General features: G+C 69.9%; 18 protein-coding genes, 1 tRNA gene and 1 pseudogene. 9 read left to right on the plus strand and 11 right to left on the minus strand.

Going from position 1 to position 18866, the window contains the following annotated elements; translation table 11 throughout:
* Positions 1–86: 86 nt before the first annotated feature.
* On the minus strand, positions 87–494 hold the full coding sequence (locus tag H613_RS0103170; RefSeq protein WP_026922661.1) for a RidA family protein: 408 nt from the start codon (positions 492–494) through the stop codon (positions 87–89).
* A gap of 36 nt (positions 495–530) precedes the next feature.
* Between H613_RS0103170 and H613_RS0103175 the strand changes: the two genes are divergently transcribed.
* The gene (locus H613_RS0103175; protein WP_051392883.1) at positions 531–1730 is read left to right on the plus strand and encodes a type III PLP-dependent enzyme domain-containing protein; all 1200 of its coding nucleotides are present in this window, start codon (positions 531–533) and stop codon (positions 1728–1730) included.
* A gap of 181 nt (positions 1731–1911) precedes the next feature.
* Here H613_RS0103175 and H613_RS0103180 read toward each other — a convergent pair whose 3' ends face one another.
* Positions 1912–2313, minus strand: a complete 402-nt coding sequence (locus H613_RS0103180; protein ID WP_035735914.1) for a (deoxy)nucleoside triphosphate pyrophosphohydrolase — start codon at positions 2311–2313, stop codon at positions 1912–1914.
* 779 nt (positions 2314–3092) lie between these two features.
* Between H613_RS0103180 and H613_RS24085 the strand changes: the two genes are divergently transcribed.
* The gene (locus tag H613_RS24085) at positions 3093–3419 is read left to right on the plus strand and encodes a hypothetical protein (RefSeq protein ID WP_211234684.1); all 327 of its coding nucleotides are present in this window, start codon (positions 3093–3095) and stop codon (positions 3417–3419) included.
* 270 nt (positions 3420–3689) lie between these two features.
* Here the strand turns inward: H613_RS24085 and H613_RS0103190 are convergent, their stop codons facing one another.
* Positions 3690–4292, minus strand: coding sequence for a maleylpyruvate isomerase family mycothiol-dependent enzyme (locus H613_RS0103190; RefSeq protein WP_026922664.1), 603 nt, complete (start codon positions 4290–4292; stop codon positions 3690–3692).
* A 166-nt stretch (positions 4293–4458) separates the two neighbouring features.
* Entirely contained in the window at positions 4459–5445 is a 987-nt protein-coding gene (locus tag H613_RS0103195; protein ID WP_026922665.1) for an RNA polymerase subunit sigma-70, read from the minus strand.
* A gap of 188 nt (positions 5446–5633) precedes the next feature.
* Here H613_RS0103195 and H613_RS0103200 point away from each other — a divergent pair, with 188 nt between their 5' ends.
* Both H613_RS0103200 and H613_RS0103205 read left to right on the plus strand, forming a co-directional pair.
* The gene (locus tag H613_RS0103200; protein ID WP_156925799.1) at positions 5634–5879 is read left to right on the plus strand and encodes a hypothetical protein; all 246 of its coding nucleotides are present in this window, start codon (positions 5634–5636) and stop codon (positions 5877–5879) included.
* A complete protein-coding gene (locus tag H613_RS0103205; RefSeq protein ID WP_245598449.1) occupies positions 5879–6274 on the plus strand; it encodes a hypothetical protein in 396 nt (131 codons plus the stop codon). Before H613_RS0103200 ends, H613_RS0103205 begins: the two co-directional genes overlap by 1 nt.
* An 82-nt stretch (positions 6275–6356) precedes the next feature.
* Here the strand turns inward: H613_RS0103205 and ychF are convergent, their stop codons facing one another.
* Positions 6357–7430, minus strand: a complete 1074-nt coding sequence (ychF, locus tag H613_RS0103210; RefSeq protein WP_026922668.1) for a redox-regulated ATPase YchF — start codon at positions 7428–7430, stop codon at positions 6357–6359.
* 47 nt (positions 7431–7477) lie between these two features.
* The gene (locus H613_RS0103215; RefSeq protein ID WP_026922669.1) at positions 7478–7888 is read right to left on the minus strand and encodes a hypothetical protein; all 411 of its coding nucleotides are present in this window, start codon (positions 7886–7888) and stop codon (positions 7478–7480) included.
* An 85-nt stretch (positions 7889–7973) separates the two neighbouring features.
* Here H613_RS0103215 and H613_RS0103220 point away from each other — a divergent pair, with 85 nt between their 5' ends.
* Together H613_RS0103220 and H613_RS0103225 are read left to right on the plus strand one after the other, a co-directional pair.
* On the plus strand, positions 7974–8537 hold the full coding sequence (locus H613_RS0103220; RefSeq protein ID WP_035735917.1) for a TetR/AcrR family transcriptional regulator: 564 nt from the start codon (positions 7974–7976) through the stop codon (positions 8535–8537).
* A gap of 92 nt (positions 8538–8629) precedes the next feature.
* Positions 8630–9058, plus strand: a complete 429-nt coding sequence (locus tag H613_RS0103225) for an organic hydroperoxide resistance protein (RefSeq protein ID WP_026922671.1) — start codon at positions 8630–8632, stop codon at positions 9056–9058.
* 35 nt (positions 9059–9093) lie between these two features.
* On the opposite strand, the pseudogene H613_RS0103230 reads toward H613_RS0103225, so the two are convergent.
* The 3 genes and pseudogenes from H613_RS0103230 to sdhC form a co-directional block, all read right to left on the minus strand.
* A pseudogene (locus H613_RS0103230) lies at positions 9094–9837 on the minus strand (succinate dehydrogenase/fumarate reductase iron-sulfur subunit); the annotation flags it as partial.
* Positions 9834–11756, minus strand: a complete 1923-nt coding sequence (locus tag H613_RS0103235) for a fumarate reductase/succinate dehydrogenase flavoprotein subunit (protein WP_026922673.1) — start codon at positions 11754–11756, stop codon at positions 9834–9836. The gene H613_RS0103235 and the pseudogene H613_RS0103230, both read right to left, overlap by 4 nt.
* 15 nt (positions 11757–11771) lie before the next feature.
* The gene (gene sdhC, locus H613_RS0103240) at positions 11772–12578 is read right to left on the minus strand and encodes a succinate dehydrogenase subunit SdhC (RefSeq protein ID WP_026922674.1); all 807 of its coding nucleotides are present in this window, start codon (positions 12576–12578) and stop codon (positions 11772–11774) included.
* A 205-nt stretch (positions 12579–12783) separates the two neighbouring features.
* Between sdhC and mshB the strand changes: the two genes are divergently transcribed.
* From mshB to H613_RS0103255, 3 genes are all read left to right on the plus strand, one after another.
* Positions 12784–13665 (plus strand): N-acetyl-1-D-myo-inositol-2-amino-2-deoxy-alpha-D-glucopyranoside deacetylase, encoded by an 882-nt coding sequence (gene mshB, locus H613_RS0103245; RefSeq protein WP_026922675.1) that lies wholly within the window; start codon positions 12784–12786, stop codon positions 13663–13665.
* Positions 13666–13737: 72 nt separating this feature from the next.
* Positions 13738–15528 (plus strand): thiamine pyrophosphate-requiring protein, encoded by a 1791-nt coding sequence (locus H613_RS0103250; RefSeq protein WP_026922676.1) that lies wholly within the window; start codon positions 13738–13740, stop codon positions 15526–15528.
* Between the two features lie 52 nt (positions 15529–15580).
* Positions 15581–16246 carry an MgtC/SapB family protein gene (locus H613_RS0103255; protein ID WP_026922677.1) on the plus strand — a complete coding sequence of 222 codons (666 nt, stop codon included), beginning with the start codon at positions 15581–15583 and terminating at the stop codon, positions 16244–16246.
* 56 nt (positions 16247–16302) lie between these two features.
* Here H613_RS0103255 and H613_RS0103260 read toward each other — a convergent pair whose 3' ends face one another.
* Together H613_RS0103260 and H613_RS0103265 are read right to left on the minus strand one after the other, a co-directional pair.
* Positions 16303–18411, minus strand: a complete 2109-nt coding sequence (locus H613_RS0103260; protein ID WP_026922678.1) for a catalase — start codon at positions 18409–18411, stop codon at positions 16303–16305.
* 236 nt (positions 18412–18647) lie between these two features.
* Positions 18648–18724: transfer RNA gene (locus tag H613_RS0103265), tRNA-Arg, on the minus strand.
* Positions 18725–18866 lie beyond the last annotated feature (142 nt).

The following is an 18866-nucleotide window of genomic DNA, read 5'->3' on the forward strand; positions in this document are numbered from 1 at the left end:
CCATGCGGGGCCCTTCGTACTCGGCCGTGCGGGAGCCCTTCGGGCTCGGGCGGTTCGTCCGGCCCACTTCAGTCCGCTTCGGTTCTTCAGTCCACGGCCGCCAGCGCGTCGATCTCCACCAGCATTTCCTCCCTGGGGAGCGCGCAGATGACGGTGGTGCGGCACGGCAACGGTATCTCTTTGCCGGTGTGGGCGGCGACGAACTCGGCGTAGGCCTCGTTCATGGCGTGGAAGTCCTCGCGGTGAGCGAGGTAGACGCGCAGCATGATGACATCGTCGAAGCTCGCGCCTCCGGCGGTGAGGATGGCGTGGACGTTCTCGAGGGTGCGCAGGGTCTGGCCTTTGACGTTCCCGCGGTGGACGTATTCGCCGCTGTCGGGGTCGACCGGGCCCTGCCCGGAGACCTGGAGGAGCGGTCCTTTGCGGACGCCTTGCGGGAAGGCGTGGGCGGGGGCCGGAGCGGCGGTGGTGTGGATGGCGGACTTCGCAGTCATATAGTAAAGATACATTCCTATTTCAAGAGGTGTGCGATGGACGACTCCCAGCTCCGCAGTCTGCGCGGTGAGGTCCTCGACTGGCGGCACAAGGCCGTTCCCGCTTCGGCGCACGGACGAACACTCTCCTCCTGGCTGGCCTCCAGGCCTCGCCTCGACGAACTCGACACACCCGTCATGACCCTCTCGTCCGAGGCCCTCGACCACAACCTCGCGGCGATGGCCGCCTGGTGCGCCGATCGCGGCCTCGCCCTCGCCCCGCACGGCAAGGCGACGATGGCGCCGCAGCTGTGGCGCCGCCAGCTTGACGCCGGAGCCGTCGGGATCACCGTGGCCAACCTGCCGCAGTCGCGCGTCGCCCGCGCCTTCGGCGTCGAACGGGTGCTGATCGCCAACGAGATCACCAGCCCGGCCGGGGTGGCGTGGCTCGGCGAGTGGGCGCGGGAAGGCGTGAGCGTCACCGTCTTCGCCGATTCGCTCGCCGCCGTCGACGTGCTCGCGCGCGCCGGGGGAGGGCCGATAGAGGTGGCCGTGGAGCTCGGCGCGGTGGGCGGGCGCTGCGGGGCGCGCAGCGTCGAGGACGCCTATGCGGTGGCGACGGCGGTCCGCGATGCGGCGAATCTGCGCCTGGTCGGCGTGGCCGGATATGAGGGCGCCGTGACCGCGGGGACCGATCCGGCCGCGCTGGCGGCCGTCGACGCCTATCTGGAAGACCTAGCGGGGCTGTTCGCGGCCTTGGACTTCGAGACCGACCGGCCGATGGTGACCGCGGGCGGCAGCGCCTATTACGACCGCGTGGCCGCCGTGCTGGCGCCACTGTCGGGCGAGGCCGAGGTGGTGCTGCGCGCGGGCTCGTACCTGGTCCACGACCACGGCTTCTACGCCCGTATCGCGCCCGCGGGACGCGGGGCTTCGGGCCCGGAGCTGCGTCCGGCGCTGCGGGCGCGGGCACGGGTCCTGTCGCGGCCCGAGCCGGAGCTGGCCGTCCTCGACGCGGGAAGGCGCGACGTGCCCTTCGATCAGGGTCTGCCGTTGCCGTTGGGGATCAAGGGCGCGCAGTGCTCGCAGATCAGCGACCAGCACCTGTTCGTGACCGGCGACGTCGCGGGCCTCGGCGTGGGCGACGTGGTGGAGCTCGGGCTGTCGCACCCGTGCACGTCGTTCGACAAGTGGAACCTGATCCCGGTCGTCGACGGCGGAGGCCGCGTCGTGGACGCGGTGCGGACGTTCTTCTGAGGCGCCGGGATGAGGCGCGCGGCCGCCATGCGATCGGAACGGGCCGTATCCGCGTCGCTTCGTCCGCGCGCTACGTTCTCGGACGGACTCGCGGTCTCCGAACGCCGCGCCGAAGGCGCCGTGACGGTAAAGCCGCCCTTGAAATCGCCCTCATCGGTCCGTCGGCTGAGCGGTGTCGCCCTCAGAGCAGTTCGCGGAGGGCCTGGAGGACCGGGCGGTTGCCCGGCAGCCAGGGGACGTCGTCGAGCTCGTCGGCGGCGAGCCAGCGCAGGCGCGCGTGTTCGAGGGCCTCGGGCTCGCCGCCGCGCAGGCTCGCGCGGTAGACCCGCAGCAGGAAGCGGCCGCCCCCGGCCATCAGATCGTCGCCGACGCGTTCGCCGACCGAGATCTCGACCCCGAGCTCCTCGCGGCACTCGCGCCGCAGGGCGTCGGTCTCGGTCTCGCCGGGCTCGACCTTGCCGCCGGGGAACTCCCAGAGCCCGGCGAGTTCGGGCGGGTAGGAGCGGGCGGCGGCGAGGACCTTCTCGCCCTCCAGGATCGCGGCGCCGACGACGACACGCGGTTCTATGGCACGGGGTTCCATCACGCCGCGCAGTCTAACCGCGCCGATCGCAGCGGGCGCGTGAAGGACCGATATTTCTTATAAGATATAATATGTATCCTATATCTTATATCCTATAATCTAACAGTGGATTACAGGCTATAACTCCACGTGAGGTCCCCCGCTCCTGTCAGCTGGGGTCGGGCGCCCGGCGCTGGGTTCCGGGTGGCGGTGGCCCGGGCGGGGTCGCGGTTGGCGGTCGGTCGCGTTCGTGTCAGCAGGGTCGGGCGGGGACGGGGCAATGGGCCGCCTTCGGGCTGCGGGAGGGGTGGCGCGGGGCGTCTTGCCCTCGGGCCAGAGCGTGCCGCCGTCTTCGGGTTGCGGGAGAGGTGGAGTCTCGCCGATGGCGGGTTCTCGGAGGTTGCGAATTGAGCCTGTTCGGCGCGGGATGTAACACTCTGCGACCTGTTGAGATTCACAGCTGAGGTCATACTTTCGGGGGATATTCGCTGGACTGAACAGCCAGGAATCGCCTCCGCCAGCACTAAAACAGGCAAGAACTGGACCGAAATATCCGTTATTACTGATATGTCTCCTATGCCACCCTGGACAGAAGCTGAGCGAAGGGGAACACTCGGTTCAGAAACGATAAAGATACGGCGACAATTCAGACACGAACGCCCCTCGTGTCGTCGGAACCGTTAGAGAACGACTTTACTGATCGGCTGTCGCCCGGTTACGCCAGGGCCGTTTATGTGCACAGCCTATACAGATGGCGACGGTGCCATATGGGGAGAACGGAGCAAGACGACAACGTGCTGTTGGATGCACTCAGAGAGCTCAACGGTTGGGAAGCGGATGACGGCCGTCTCGCGCGGACGCTGCCGCTCGACGAGTCCCAGCACGCCGCTCTCGCCGAGCAGATCAAGATCTTCGCCGACACGCTCAACGTCCGTCCGGATGTGACCAGATCCGACCACGCCACGCTCATCGTCCTCATGAGAGACGGCGGGGTCAGCCTCACCGACGTGACCTTCGCCGGGCGCGTCGAGAGCGCTTACATCACCATAGCGGGCGAGCTCGCGGCCGAGGAGGGCTCCCACCTCTCCAAGGGCCGTTTCGCCCGCTGGCGCAGAAGGAACCAATAAAGCGCACCGGGACGGGCCGGCGGTCCGTCCCGGATCCGCCGCAGCGAGCGGCCTCGGCGCTCCAGCGCCTCGACGATAGCTCCCAACGCCTTCGGCCCCATGCCGTGCAGCTCGAGCAGTTCCACCTCGCTCCACGCCCCCACCCGATCGAGCGTCGTCAGGCCCGCTCCGCACAGCGCCCGCGTCGCCGGGCCGCTGATCGATGCCGGCAGGTCGTGCCCGCCGCCTGCTCCAGCTCGCGCGATCGCTTCGCCACGGCTTCCCCCGCCGCTACGCGTCGTCGATGTCGGCCAGCGCTCGGCGGCCGGTGACCACCAGCAGGAGGTCCTTGGCCGGCATGCGGCGCGGTGCTCCCTCGCCCACGGTGGCCTCGGCATCGGTCGCCACCAGGCGCGTGCCCGCCAGGTCGACGCCGAAGTAGTCGAAGTTCCCCGGCCCGGCCGAGCCGAGCACCAGGGCGATCCGCTCCGGCGGCGGCGCGGGCAGCCCCAGCGGCTCGGTGATGTCCAGCCCGTGGATCACGTCGTGCGAGAGCGCACCCGCCTGCCCGCCCCCGGGCGGCCGCCACGGGTGGCGGATGTTCGCCGCGTAGAGCTCGGCCAGCTCCCGGCCGCTCATCGCCTTCGCCGCGGCGCGGGCGTCCCGGTCGGCGAACCGGTCGAACCGGAACCGCGACCGCACCATCCCGGCGAGGAAGCCGAGCGGCGAGAGCCGGAACGGCATCGTCATGTGCGCCAGCGCCTCCCGTGCGCTCCAGCCTTCGCACAGCGAGGCCGCCGCCCACTGCTCGGGTCCGAATTCGGCGAAGAGCGCGGCGAGCCGCTCGCGCTCGGCGTGGGTCTGCTCGGCGAATCGGGGATCGTTGCCGTCCATGTGCTGAGGTCCTTCCTGGTTCGGTCGTGTGTCACTCCTTGTACGACCGGGCCGGAGGAAACTCATCGGTCAAGACGCTCGGGAAGTCCGGGCTTCGGGGGTCTTCCCCGCCCAGACCTCGAACCGTCGATCGAGGCGCTCGGAAATGCGAGGCGATGCGCGCCGGTCACTCCGAGGGAGTGGGCCGGTCGAGGCGCTCGGAGAGCCCGAATTCCTCGAAGCGGCCCGCCGTGCCCAGGAACGTCACGATCCGGGCGATGCGGCCCCCGCGCGGCTCGACCAGGATGACCGCGAACGGGCGCAGCCGCCCCTCGGCGTCCGGGCGGTACTGCCCGAAACCGGGCGCGCCGTTGACGGCGGTCGGGACGAGCCGGTCTCCGTCGCACGCGTCGCTGGAGGTCATCAAGGCGGCGATCCGCTCGCCGCCCAGCAGCCACCACGTGAACGGCGGCATCGACGCGGTCGCGTCCTCGCGCAGCAGCGCGGTCATCGCCGCGATGTCGTGCGACTCGAAGGCCGCGACGTACCGGCGCAGCAGCTCCCGCTGTTCGGCGTCGCCCGGGTCGAGCACGTCGGCCGCGTCGGGCCGGTCGGCCTCGAGCACCGCGCGGGCCCGCTGGAGCGCGCTGTTCACCGCCGGGACCGTGGTGCCGAGGATCGCGGCGGTCTCCTTGGAGGAGAAGACGAGGATGTCCCGCAATACCAGCACTGCGCGCTGACGTGGCGCGAGCCGCTGGAGCAGTGCGATGAAGGCCAGGCGCACCGTCTCCTTCTCCAGCACGGTCGCCCCCGGATCGCCCGTGCCGAACAGGCGCCGGTCCGGCATGGGCTCGACCCAGCGGTCCGCCGGCAGCGGAGCGCCGAGCTCGCCGCCGTCGGCGGCCGGTCCCAGGTCCATCGCCAGCGCGCGCCGCTTCGCGCCGCGGAGCATGTCGATGCAGACGTTGGTGGCGATGCGGTGGACCCACGTGGTCAGCCGCGCCCGCGCCGGATCGTACTGCTCCGCCCTGCGCGAGGCCCGGATGAGCGTCTCCTGCACGGCGTCGTCGGTGTCGGCCGCCGAGCCGAGCAGCCGGTAGCAGTACCGCGTCAGCGGAGTGCGGAGCGTCTCGAGCGCCTCGGTCGAGGCCCCTGCGCTGTTCGCGTGTGTCATGACGGGAATGCTCCGCCTCCGCGGCGCCCGTCCGCAACCGGGGCGGGCCGCCCCGGCGGATCAGACGTTGAAGCGGAACTCGACCACGTTACGTCAGCGTTAGCGGTCATCCAGCACCGGTTCCGAGTCCCGCGCTGTGCGTAAGGGCGCACTCACAACACTGTCGGACCCGCAGGTACGCTGAGGCCATGCAAAAGCGGAGGTGCGTAGTCAGCCTTGAAGTGCCTGAGGAGACCGGCGAGCAGAGCTGGATGACCCGTGAGCTCTACCCCACCGACAACAGTGAGCTTGGATACACCAAGAGCTCAATTCGCCCGTTCGGCAATTCATATGCGGAGCTCGTTCGCGACATCGAACATATGCGACAGGACTGCGAACTCGACGTGCTCGACCTCAGATCCAAGGTCTCCCGGCTCGTCCCCTGGAACAGTTGATGGCAGAACTCACGGCTGATGAAAAACTCGCGCCGGACGCGACCGACTGGGATGTGCCCAGCGAACTGAGCACGGCGACAGGTGGCTCACCGCAGATCGTCTGTATCTGCGGCTCCACGAGGTTTCGTGACGATATGGCAGAAGCAAACCGTAAATTCACTCTCGCCGGGACCATAGTGCTGGCACCAGCAGTCTTTCAGCACCGCGGAGACGCCATCACGACCGATCAGAAGCGCACGCTCGACGAACTCCACCTGAAGAAGATCGACGTTGCGGATGTGGTCTTTGTCGTCGATCCCGGAAGCTATATCGGCGAGTCCACTCGCCGCGAGATCGCCTACGCGGAATCCAAAGGGAAACCGATTGTCCGGCTGTCAAGCATCCTCGAGTCGTGAGGCGGCGTCACACTCGGCCCCGCCTGCTCGCCCCATCCCGGCCGTCATTGACAACCGGGGCGCAGCGCGACCAGATCAGCGATCAGACGTTGAAGCGGAACTCGACGACGTCGCCGTCGGCCATGACGTAGTCCTTGCCCTCCATGCGGGCCTTGCCCGCCGCGCGGGCGGCCTGCACGCTCCCGGCCTCCATGAGGTCGTCGAACGAGACGATCTCGGCCTTGATGAAGCCGCGCTGGAAGTCGGTGTGGATCTCCCCGGCCGCCTCGGGGGCCGTGGCGCCCTGCGGGATCGTCCAGGCGCGGCTCTCCTTCGGCCCGGCGGTCAGGTAGGTCTGGAGGCCCAGTGTCGCGAAGCCGACGCTGGCGAGCCGGTCGAGGCCCGGCTCGGTCTGGCCGGTGGACTCGAGGAGCTCCCGGGCCTCATCGGGCTCCAGGTCCACCAGCTCGGACTCGAACTTCGCGTCGAGGACGACCGCCTGCGCGGGCGCGACCACCGCGCGCAGTCTGGCCGCGAGCGTCTCGTCGCCCACCTGGTCCTCGTCCACGTTGAACACGTAGATGAAGGGCTTGGCGGTGAGCAGGTGCAGGTCGTAGAGCAGCTCGGTGTCGAGTCCGGCGGCGAAGACGGTCCTCCCGGCGTCGAGGACCTCGCGGGCCTCCTTGACGGCCTTGACCTTCGGCTGCTTCGACTTGTCCATGCGCGATTCCTTCTCCAGGCGCGGCAGGACGTTGTCGATGGTCTGGAGGTCGGCGAGGATCAGCTCGGTGTTGATCGTCTCGATGTCGTCCACGGGCGAGACCTTGCCGTCGACGTGGGTGACGTTGCCGTCCTCGAAGACGCGCACGACCTGGGCGATCGCCGAGCACTCGCGGACGTTGGACAGGAACTGGTTGCCCTTGCCCGCGCCCTCGGAGGCGCCCTTGACGAGCCCGGCGATGTCGACGAAGGTGACCGTCGCGGGGACGATCTTCTCGGAGTCGTAGATGGCGCCCAGCTTCGGCAGCCGGTCGTCGGGCACGGCCACCACGCCGACGTTCGGCTCGATGGTGGCGAACGGATAGTTCGCCGCCAGGATGTCCGCGCGGGTCAGCGCGTTGAACAGCGTGCTCTTGCCGACGTTGGGCAGACCGACGATACCGATGCTGAGTTTCACGGGATACAAGCCTAGCGGTGCCGCCCGGGGCCCGGCCAGGGGCGCGCTCAGGCGGTCAGCAGGCCCACCCCCAAGGTCACGACGCCCGCGGCGAGGAGGGCCGCACCGAGCCACAGGAGCGCGATGAGCCCGTTGGGCCGCGTCACGTCCTTGCCGATGGACGACAGGAAGAACCCGGCGGACATGAAGATCGCCGCCAGCGGCACCCCGGCGCGGGCGAGCCACCCGGCGAAGCCGGTCAGGCCGGTGGCGTCGGCCAGGATCAGGCAGACCAGGCCGAGCGTGACGAGCATGCCCGCGTGGGCGTGCCCGGCGCGGGCGAAGGACTTCTGGAAGTCGGTCATGGGCACCTTGCCGCGCACGATCTTGAGCAGGAAGGTCCCGCCGAATTCGACGGTGACGACGGTGAGGAGCACGATCCCGGCGATCGTGCGGGAGTCGTCGCTGAGTTCCAGCATTGGACCGCACCTTTCGAAAAAAATTGACACTGTCAAGATATCGCGGTGTCTTGACGATGTCAAGATCTGCGCTAAGGTTCATGGCGTGAACGACTCGTACCACCACGGCGATCTGCGCCGTGCCCTGATCGAGGCCGCCGTCGAAGCCATAGCCGAAGGCGGGCCCGGCTCGCTGAGCCTCCGCGCCGTCGCCAAGCGGGCGGGGGTCTCCCACGCCGCCCCGGCCCACCACTTCGGCGACAAGGCGGGCCTGCTGACCGCCGTGGCCGCCGAGGGCCACGAGCGCTTCGCCGACGCCCTGGAGCGCGTCTGGGAGTCCACGGGCGACTTCGCCGAGGTGGGGGTGGCGTACATGCGCTTCGCGGTCGACAACCGGGCCTACTTCGCGACCATGTTCCGCCCCGAGCTCCTCCACGAGGACGACCCCGAGCTCGTGCGGGCCGCCGCCCGGTCCCGCGCGACGCTCTACCGCGGCACCGGTGAACGCGACGCCGACGGCACCGAGCGCACCTACAACCCGGCCGCGCTCGCGGCCTGGTCGCTGGTGCACGGCTTCACCGAGCTCCTCATGGGCGGCAACCTCGCCCCGGAGGTCGGCGACGACCCCGAGGCCGCCCTGCGCGACATCGGCTCGTGGCTGCGGGTCTGATCCGTCCGACGCCGGAGCACCGAGCCGAAACCGCGGGGCACGCCTCGCTGGCATCATGCAAGGGGACACCGCACCGCAGCAGAAGGAGAACCATGGAGCCGCTCTACACCGCGCACGCCACCTCTTCGGGCGCCGGCCGCGACGGCCACGTCGCCACCGACGACGGGCTCGTCGACCTCCACCTCGCCGTCCAGAAGGAGCTCGGCGGTCCTGGAGGCAAGGCCAACCCCGAGCAGCTGTTCGCCGCGGGCTACGCCGCCTGCTTCCACAGTGCGCTGCAGGCGGTCGCCCGCGCGTCCAAGGTGGACCTCGGCGACTCGGCGGTCACCGCGGTCGTCGGCATCGGCAAGGCCGGTGAGGGCTTCGGGCTCTCGGCGGCCCTCGAAGTCGCCGCCCCCGGCGCTCCGCGCGCCGCCGCCGAGGAACTGGTCGCCAAGGCACACCGGGTCTGCCCCTACTCCAACGCCACTCGCGGCAACATCGACGTCGAGGTCAAGGTCGTGACCGCCGCCGACGACTAGCGGCGGGGGCCTCAGGCCTGCTCGCTCTTCTTGTCCTTGCGGAAGATCTTGCGGCCCAGCCACACCAGCGGGTCGTAGCGGTCGCCCGCCACGCGCTCCTTCATCGGGATGATCCCGTTGTCGGTGATGTGGATGTGCTCGGGGCACACCTCCGTGCAGCACTTGGTGATGTTGCAGTAGCCGAGCCCCTGCTCGTCCTGCGCCGTCTCGCGGCGGTCCGTCCGCGCGTCCAGCGGGTGCATCGCCAGCTCGGCGGCCCTGATGAACAGGCGCGGCCCCGAGAACGGCGGCTTGTTCTCCTCGTGGTCGCGCACCACGTGGCACGTGTTCTGGCACAGGAAGCACTCGATGCACTTCCTGAACTCCTGGCTGCGCTCCACGTCGACCTGCTGCATCCGGTACTCGCCGGGCGCCACGCCCTCCGGCGGCGCGAACGCGGGCATCTGGCGGGCCTTCTCGTAGTTGAACGACACGTCCGTCACCAGGTCCCGTATGACCGGGAACGTCCGCAGCGGCGTCACCGTCACCGTCTCGCCCTCGTCGAACAGGTTCATCCGCGTCATGCACATCAGCCGCGGCATCCCGTTCACCTCGGCCGAGCACGAGCCGCACTTGCCCGCCTTGCAGTTCCACCGCACCGCCAGGTCCGGGGCCTGCTCGGCCTGGATGCGGTGGATGACGTCGAGGACCACCTCGCCCTCGTTCACCTCGACGTCGAAGTCGGCGAGTTCGCCGCCCTCGTCGTCGCCGCGCCACACTCGGAAGGTTCGCGTGCTCATTCGGCGTCCTCCTGGCCTGCCTCGGGCGCTTCGGCCCTGTCGGCACTCTGGTATTCCTCGGGGGTCATGTACTTGGCCAGCTCGCTGGTCTCGAACAGCGCCAATATCTCGTCGGGCATGGGCGCCGCCGTCTGGCGCCGCAGCCGCACCTCGCCGTCCTCGAGCGTGGAGACCAGGATCGTCTTGCGCCACTGCGGGTCCATGCCGGGCGCGTCCTCACGCGTGTGGCCGCCCCGGGACTCGTCGCGCTCCAGCGCGGCCTTCGCGGTCGCCATCGAGCACAGCATCATGTTCCGCAGGTCCAGCGCCAGGTGCCAGCCGGGGTTGTAGGCGCGGCCGCCGGTGGCCGCGACGTTCGCGACCCGCGGGCGCAGCGCCTCGAGTTCGACCAGGGCCTCCTCCAGTTCGCTCGCGCGCCTGATGATCCCGACGAGGCGGCCGTTCACCGCCTGGAGCGCGGCCTGGAGCTCGTACGGGTTCTCGCCCTCGCCCTCGAAGGGGCGCAGCGCGGTCGCCGCGGCGCTCGCGATCTCGTCCTCGCCGAGCTCGGCCGGGCCGGACCGCTCGGCGTGCGCGGCCGCGTGCTCGCCGGCCCGCTTGCCGAAGACGAGGAGGTCCGACAGCGAGTTGCCGCCCAGGCGGTTCGAGCCGTGCATCCCGCCGGAGACCTCGCCCGCGGCGAACAGTCCGGCCACACTGGACGCGGCCGTGTCGGCGTCGACCTCGACGCCGCCCATGACGTAGTGGCAGGTCGGGCCCACTTCCATCGGCTCGCTGGTGATGTCGACGTCGGCCAGTTCCTTGAACTGGTGGTGCATCGACGGCAGCTTCTTGATGATGTACTCGGCGTCCCGCCGGGAGGCGATGTCGAGGTAGACGCCGCCGTGCTCTGAGCCGCGCCCGGACTTGACCTCCGAGTTGATCGCCCGCGCCACCTCGTCGCGCGGCAGCAGCTCGGGCGGCCTGCGGTTGTGGTCGGGGTCGGTGTACCACCCGTCGGCCTCCTCGGGGCTGTCGGCGTACTGCCCCTTGAACACCTCGGGGACGTAGTCGAACATGAACCGCTTGCCCTCGGAGTTCTTGAGGATGCCGCCGTCGCCGCGCACCGACTCGGTGACGAGGATGCCGCGCACCGAAGGCGGCCAGACCATCCCGGTGGGGTGGAACTGGATGAACTCCATGTTGATCAGGCTCGCCCCGGCTCGGAGCGCGAGCGCGTGACCGTCCCCCGTGTACTCCCAGGAGTTCGAGGTGACCTTGAACGAGCGGCCGATGCCACCGGTGGCCAGGACGATCGCTGGCGCGGCGATCGCGAGGAACCGCCCGGTGTTCCGCCGGTAGCCGAAGGCGCCGCGGACCGCGCCATCCGAAGTGAACAGTTCGGTGATCGTCGTCTCGTCGATGACGCGCAGCCGCTCCTCGAACTCGCCGGTCTCGGCGGCGTCGTCCTGCTGGAGCGAGACGAGCTTCTGCTGGAGGGTGCGGATGAGCTCCAGGCCGGTCCGGTCGCCCACGTGCGCCAGGCGCGGGTACTCGTGCCCGCCGAAGTTGCGCTGGCTGATCTTCCCCTCGGGGGTGCGGTCGAACAGCGCGCCGTAGGTCTCCAGCTCCCAGACCCGCTCGGGCGCCTCCTTGGCGTGCAGCTCGGCCATCCGGTAGTTGTTGAGGAACTTGCCGCCGCGCAGCGTGTCGCGGAAGTGCACCTGCCAGTTGTCGCGGGAGTTGACGTTGCCCATCGCCGCCGCCGCGCCGCCCTCGGCCATCACCGTGTGGGCCTTGCCGAACAGCGACTTGGAGATGACGATGACGCGCTTGCCGGCGAGCCGGGCCTCGACGGCGGCCCGCAGGCCCGCGCCGCCCGCGCCGATGATGAGGACGTCGCAGGACAGCCGTTCGACCTCGTTGGCGGTTTCGCTCATTGCTTGCCTGTCCTTCTAGTTGATGAAGCGGAGGTCGGGGAACCAGCCGGCCGCGACCGCCATGACGTAGAAGTCGGTCAGCGCCAGCGAGGCGAGGGTGATCCAGGCCCACATCATGTGGCGGTTGTTCAGCGTGCTCGAGATCGTCCACAGCCGGTAGCGCACCGGGTGCTTCGAGAAGTGCCGCAGCCGCCCGCCCATGATGTGGCGGCACGAGTGGCACCCGAACGTGTAGCACCACAGGAAGACCACGTTGGCCAGCAGCACCAGGTTCCCCAGCCCGAAGCCGAAGCCCTCGGGGGAGTGGAAGGCCAGGATCGCGTCGTAGGTGTTGATGACCGAGATGAGGAAGGCGGCGTAGAAGAAGTAGCGGTGCAGGTTCTGGCCGATGAGGGGGAAGCGGGTCTCGCCGGTGTACTTCGCGTGCCCGTCGGGGACGGCGCAGGCGGGCGGGGAGAGCCAGAACGAGCGGTAGTAGGCCTTGCGGTAGTAGTAGCAGGTGAGCCGGAACACCAGCAGGAACGGCAGGCTCAGCGCCGCGTAGGGGAGGAGCGGGTGGTCCGGCAGGAACCGTCCGAAGTGGGCGGATTCGGGGACGCAGCCCTCCGAGACGCACGGGGAGTAGAACGGCGTCAGGTAGTGGTAGTCGGCCACCCAGTAGTCGCCCTGGTAGAACACGCGGAAGGTCGCGTACGCCACCCACGCGGTGAGGCCGATGACGGTGAGCACCGGCAGACGCATCCAGTTGTCGGTCCTGAAGGTGCGCGCCGCGATCGCGGCGCGCGGCGGTGCGGAGACGGACGTGTCGTCGGTGGTGGTCATCAGCGCCCCTTCGCGCGAGAAAGCCGGACAATGCGGGCTGACTGCTCGCTCAGCGCAGGATAGCGCCATCGCAAGGCGCACAAGACATGGGGTTGATCACAATGACGAGCATGTCTCAGAATGAATCGGTATTGTTCATGGGTTTAAAAGCAGCTCATGAGGCGTCTGTCCTCTCGTGGTGTCCGCCCGCGGTTACCCTTGGCGCATGACCGAACGCGGCATCCTGTTCGTCCACGCCCACCCCGACGACGAGACCGTCGGCACCGGCGGCACCCTCGCCCACTACGCGGCCCGGCCCGACGTCCGCGTCACCGTCGTCACCTGCACCCTCGGCGAGGAGGGCGAGGTCCGCGTCCCCGAGCTCGCCATGCTCGCCGCCGCCGAGGCCGACCAGCTCGGCGGCTTCCGCTACTGGGAGTACCGGCACGCCACCGAAGCGCTCGGCGTCGCCGACACCGTCTTCCTCGGCGGCGTCGGCCGCTGGCGGGACTCGGGGATGATGGGCCTGCCCTCGAACGACCACCCGCGCGCGTTCTGGCGCGCCGACGTCGATGAGGCCGCCGCGCTCCTGGCCGAGATCGTCCGCGACCGGCGCCCCGAAGTCCTGGTCACCTACGACCCCGACGGCTTCTACGGCCACCCCGACCACATCCAGGCCCACCGCGTCGCCATGCGCGCCGCCGAACTCGCCGCCGACCCCGCCTGGCGGCCCGAGCTCGGCGAAGCCCACGAGGTCCGGAAGCTCTACTGGACCACCATTCCCAGGAGCGTCCTCGCCGAGCACTTCGACGCGTTCACCGGCGCCACCGACAACCCCTTCGAAGGCGTCGCGTCGGTCGACGAGCTGCCCTTCGGCGTCGGCGACGACGAGGTCGACGCCTGCGTCGGGGGCGACCGGGCCGCCGCCGAACGCAAGATGGCCGCCATGCGCGCCTACCCCACCCAGATCGCCGAGGGCGACTGGCTCACCGTCCTCGGCGAGCGCCTCGGCGCCGAATCCATGGGCGCCGAGCACTACCGGCTCGTCAAGGGCGTCAAAGGCCCCGGTACCGGCCCCCACGGCTGGGAGGACGACCTACTGGCCTGAACGCGAGGATTGAGCGCGTCCGCGCCCGGGTAACCGACCGGCTCCGGACGCAGCGATCCAAGGAGGCCCGCCATGGCCGCGACAGTCGCCGACTACATCCTCCAACGGCTCCGCGAATGGGGCGTCGAACAGGTCTTCGGCTACCCCGGGGACGGCATCAACGGCATCATCGCCGCCTTCGACAAGGCCGGCAACGATCCGAGGTTCGTCCAGTCCCGCCACGAGGAGATGTCCGCGTTCGAGGCCGTCGGCTACGCCAAGTTCTCCGGCCGCACCGGCGTCTGCATGGCCACCTCCGGACCCGGCGCGATCCACCTGCTCAACGGGCTCTACGACGCCAAACTCGACCACGTGCCCGTCGTCGCCGTCGTCGGCCAGGCCGCCCGCAGCGCCATGGGCGGCGCCTACCAGCAGGAGGTCGACCTCCAGGCGCTGTTCAAGGACGTCGCCTCCGAGTACCTCGCCGAGGTCAACGTCTCCGAGCAGCTGCCCATCGCCCTCGACCGGGCCTTCCGCACCGCCGAGGCCCACCGCGCCCCGACCGCCGTCATCATCCCCGGCGACGTGCAAGAAGAACGGTACCGCCCGCCCGAGCACGAGTTCAAGCAGGTGCCCTCCTCCGAGCCCACGCACGACCACGCCCGCGTCACGCCCGACGAGCGCGACCTCGACCGCGCCGCCGAGATCCTCAACGCCGGGGAGAAGATCGCCATCCTCGCCGGCCAGGGCGCCCGCGGCGCCGCCGAGGAGCTCATGCTCGTCGCCGAGGCCGTCGACGCCGGGGTGGCCAAGGCCCTGCTCGGCAAGGACGTCCTGCCCGACGAGCTGCCGTACGTCACCGGCTCGATCGGCCTGCTCGGCACGCGCCCCAGCTACGAGCTCATGCGCGACTGCGACACGCTCCTCATCGTCGGTTCCAACATGCCCTACAGCCAGTTCCTGCCCGAGTTCGGGCAGGCGGGGGCCGTGCAGATCGACCGCGACGGCGCCATGATCGGGATGCGCTACCCCACCGAGGTCAACCTCGTCGGCGACGCGAAGGCCACGCTCGCCGCGCTGCTGCCCAAGCTCGACCGCCGCTCCAGGCACCGCTGGGCCGAGGCCGTGGAGAAGGGCGTCGCCGACTGGTGGGACACCCTCGAGAAGCAGGCCATGCTCGACGCCCACCCGGTCAACCCCATGCGCGTGGTCCACGAGCTGTCCCTGCGGATCCCCGAGGACGCCGTCGTCACCGCCGACTCCGGCTCCTCCACCAACTGGTACGCCCGCAACCTCAAGATGCGCGGCACCATGCGCGGGTCCCTGTCCGGGACGCTCGCGTCCATGGGCTGCGGCGTGCCGTACGCGATCGGCGCCAAGTTCGCCTTCCCCAGGCGCCCGGCCGTCGCCCTCGTCGGCGACGGCGCCATGCAGATGAACGGCCTCGCCGAGCTCATCACCGCCGGGCGCTACCGCAAGCTGTGGGAGGACCCGCGCCTGGTCGTGTGCGTGTTCAACAACGGCGACCTCAACCAGGTGACGTGGGAGCTGCGGGCCCTGGGCGGCGCGCCCAAGTTCGAGGAGTCGCAGTCGCTGCCGCAGATCTCCTACGCGGACTTCGCGCTCGCCATCGGCCTCGAAGGCATCGCCGTCGACGACCCCGCCGATCTCGCGGGCGCCTGGGATCGGGCGTTCGCGGCCGACAAGCCCGTCGTCCTCGACGTCCGCTGCGACCCGTCCGTGCCGCCGATCCCGCCGCACGCTACCCTCTCGCAGATCACATCGACCACCGAAGCCCTGCTCAAGGGCGATCCCGACGCCTGGCGCGTGTTCGTCCAGGGCGCCAAGACCAAGGTCGGGGGGATGATGCCCGGCCGCGGCTAGCGGCGGGGGCGCGCTCTCCGGCGCCCGAGAGACTGGAAAGACGGGAACGCACATGGGCTTCTGGGAGCAGCTCGGCCTGATGGCGCTGGCCATGGTGCTGGGCGTCCTGGTCGGCGCCGAGCGCGAGTACCAGGGCAAGGCCGCCGGGATGCGCACCCACGCGCTCATCGCCGTGGGCGCGGCCCTGTTCGTCACCGCCGGGCGCTTCGGCTTCGGCGACGTTCCCGCCGGGACGCCCGGCGTCGACCCCGCCCGCATCGCCGCCCAGGTGGTGGCGGGCGTCGGCTTCCTCGGCGCGGGCGTCATCTTCATCCAGCGCAACCTCGTGTTCGGCATGACCACGGCCGCCTCGATCTGGGTGACCACCGCCATCGGCATGGCCTGCGCCGCCGGGCTCCCGCTGCTCGCGGCCGTCGTGACGGTCCTGCAGCTGGCCGTCGTCACCGGCCTCAACCCGATCGAGCGCGTCATCGCCCGCCACGCCCAGCACTCGGGGAAGCTGCGCCTGCACTACACCTCGACCGGCGCGCTCACCGAGGCCCTCGCCACCTGCACCGAGCAGGGCTTCACCGTCACCGAGATCAGCGCCGAGCGCGACCACGACAGCGACGAGCGCAGCACCGTCCTGACGCTGCACGGCAGGGGCGCGATGGCCGACTTGACCGCCCTGCTGAGCAAGCAGACCGGCGTCGTGGGCGTCACCTTCGAAGAACTCTGACCTCCACGGGAGCGAACACGACTCCGGAGCGGCTCGCCGCTCCGGAGTCGCGCGCTTCAGGCGGCGACGCCCTCGGTGCGCCTCGACCAGCAGCGGTGAGCGGCGATCGCGTCGGCGAAGGCGTCGATGAACGCCTTCGGCAGCTCGGCCCCGTGCGAGGCGACGGTGACGACGCCCTGGTCGTCGACGGTCTCGGCCCCATCGGCGTAGTCGGTGTCGATGCGGGCGGCGCGCAGCAGATCGCGGCCAGCGCCGAACGCGGCGACGGCCTTGGCGTGCTTGTAGGCCTCGGTCACGAAGTGGACGGCGCGGCCGTCGCGCGCGAGCGCGGCGACGCTGTCGGGCCCGCACGGGACCGCGACGGCGTCGTACAGGACCGAGGCCATGGTCGGCAGTGCCCGGTCGGCCTGGACGTCGGGGCCGGAGGCGGCCCGGATGGTCCCGTCGGTGATGCCGATGACCTCGGGTATCGCGCCGCGCTCGCGCAGGGAGTGGACGAGGCGGGCGAGCCCTGCGCCGTCGACGCCGTCGGCGGCGAGGATCGCGACCTTGCGGGTCGCGCAGGAGTAGACCGGATCGGTCAGCTGCGAGAGCGCCGGGGAGCTGCGGCCGTGGTTGGGCCTGCCGGCCTCGGTCGGGGCCGGCACGCCGATGCCCTCGGCGACCCTGGAGGCCAGGTCGAGGTCGACGTGGCGCAGCTGGTCGACGACGCGGGCGCGGATGTCGCGGTCGGTGACCTTGCCGAGTTCGAACCGGTAGGCGGCGACGATGTGCTCGGCCTCGACCTTGGTCATGGAGTTCCAGAACAGCGTGGCCTGGCTGTAGAAGTCCTTGAAGCTCTCCGCGCGCGCCCGGATCTTGGTCCCCTCGACCTTCTCGGTGTAGTGCGTGTAGGAGCCCGCCTCGCCCGGATGCGGGTAGTCGGCGCTGATCGAGTTCTTGCTGTAGGAGGTCGCCGAGGTGTGGACGCGGTGCTGGCCGTAGCCGTCGCGCTGGTCGTTGTGGACCTCGGCGAGGGGCCGGTTGACCGGCAGCTGCGCGAAGTTCGGGCCGCCGAGGCGGATCAGCTGCGTGTCCAGGTACGAGAAGTTGCGGGCCTGGAGCAGCGGGTCGTTGGTGAAGTCGATGCCCGGTACGACGTTCGCGGTGTGGAACGCGACCTGCTCGGTCTCGGCGAAGAAGTTGTCGGGGTTGCGGTTGAGCGTCAGCTTCCCGACCGGCCGGACCGGCACCTGCTCCTCGGGGATGATCTTGGTGGCGTCGAGCAGGTCGAAGTCGAACGCGAACTCGTCCTCCTCGGGGACGAGCTGCACGCCCAGCTCCCATTCGGGGAAGGCCCCGGCCTCGATGGCGTCCCACAGGTCGCGGCGATTGTAGTCGGCGTCGGCGCCCGCCACCTTCTGCACCTCGTCCCAGATCAGCGAGTGGGTGCCGAGCGTGGGCGTCCAGTGGAACTTGACGAAGGTCCCGTGCCCGGCCGCGTCGACCAGGCGGAAGGTGTGGACGCCGAAGCCCTGCATCATCCGGTAGCTTCGCGGCAGCGCCCGGTCGGACATGAGCCACATGATCGTGTGGAGCGTCTCGGGCTGGAGCGACACGAAGTCCCACAGCGTGTCGTGCGCGGAGGCGGCCTGCGGGATCTCGTTCTTCGGCTCGGGCTTGACGGCGTGGACGAAGTCGGGGAACTTCGCGCCGTCCTGGATGAAGAACACCGGGAAGTTGTTGCCGACGAGGTCGTAGTTGCCCTGCTCGGTGTAGAACTTCGTCGCGAAGCCGCGCACGTCGCGGACGGTGTCGGACGAGCCGCGGGACCCGGCGACGGTGGAGAACCGGACGAACACCGGCGTGGTCTTGCCCGGGTCGGTGAGGAACGAGGCGGCCGTGTACTCGGACAGCCAGGAGTCGTAGGGCCTGAACTCGCCGTAGGCGGCCGCCCCGCGGGCGTGGACGACGCGCTCGGGGATGCGCTCGTGGTCGAAATGGGTGATCTTCTCCCGGACGTGGAAGTCCTCCATCAGGGTCGGGCCGCGCTCGCCCGCGGAGAGGGAGTCGTCGGTGTGGTCGACCCTGACGCCCTGCTGCGTCGTCAGTGCCTGGTCGTCATCGACGGCCCGATCGCGGTCGAGTTGCCGGTCTTTGCTGTCGCGGGCTTCGCGGTCCTGCATGGCAAGCGCCTCCATCGTTCCTGTGCGGACGCGGGCGATACCCCGATTCGCCCGCGGCAAACGCCGGACGCGCACAGCGATGCCCGCCGAGGGTTTCGGGAGGCCTGAGCAGGGGCCGGGAGCCGAGGCGGACCGGCTCGGCGAGGCGGCGTTCCGCAGGGGGAGTGCGACCAGCGCCGCTCCGAACCGCCCCGGACAGCAAAATGGCCCGCCGATGGTGCTCTGACCTGCGGGCATGGCGCGCCAGGCAGGATTCGAACCTGCGACCGTCGGATTAGAAGTCCGGTGCTCTATCCAGCTGAGCTACTGGCGCCCGGCGGGGTCTTCATGCGGACGCCGCGCCAGCGCAAGAATACCCGCCGACGGCGGGCACACGGATACGGGGCGTCGGAAGAACACCCCAAATGATTCTTCACGACGCCCCGGAATTGCTGACCCAAGTCAATGGATAGTCT

The organism is Glycomyces arizonensis DSM 44726, from assembly GCF_000482705.1.
Lineage (GTDB): Bacteria > Actinomycetota > Actinomycetes > Mycobacteriales > Micromonosporaceae > Glycomyces > Glycomyces arizonensis.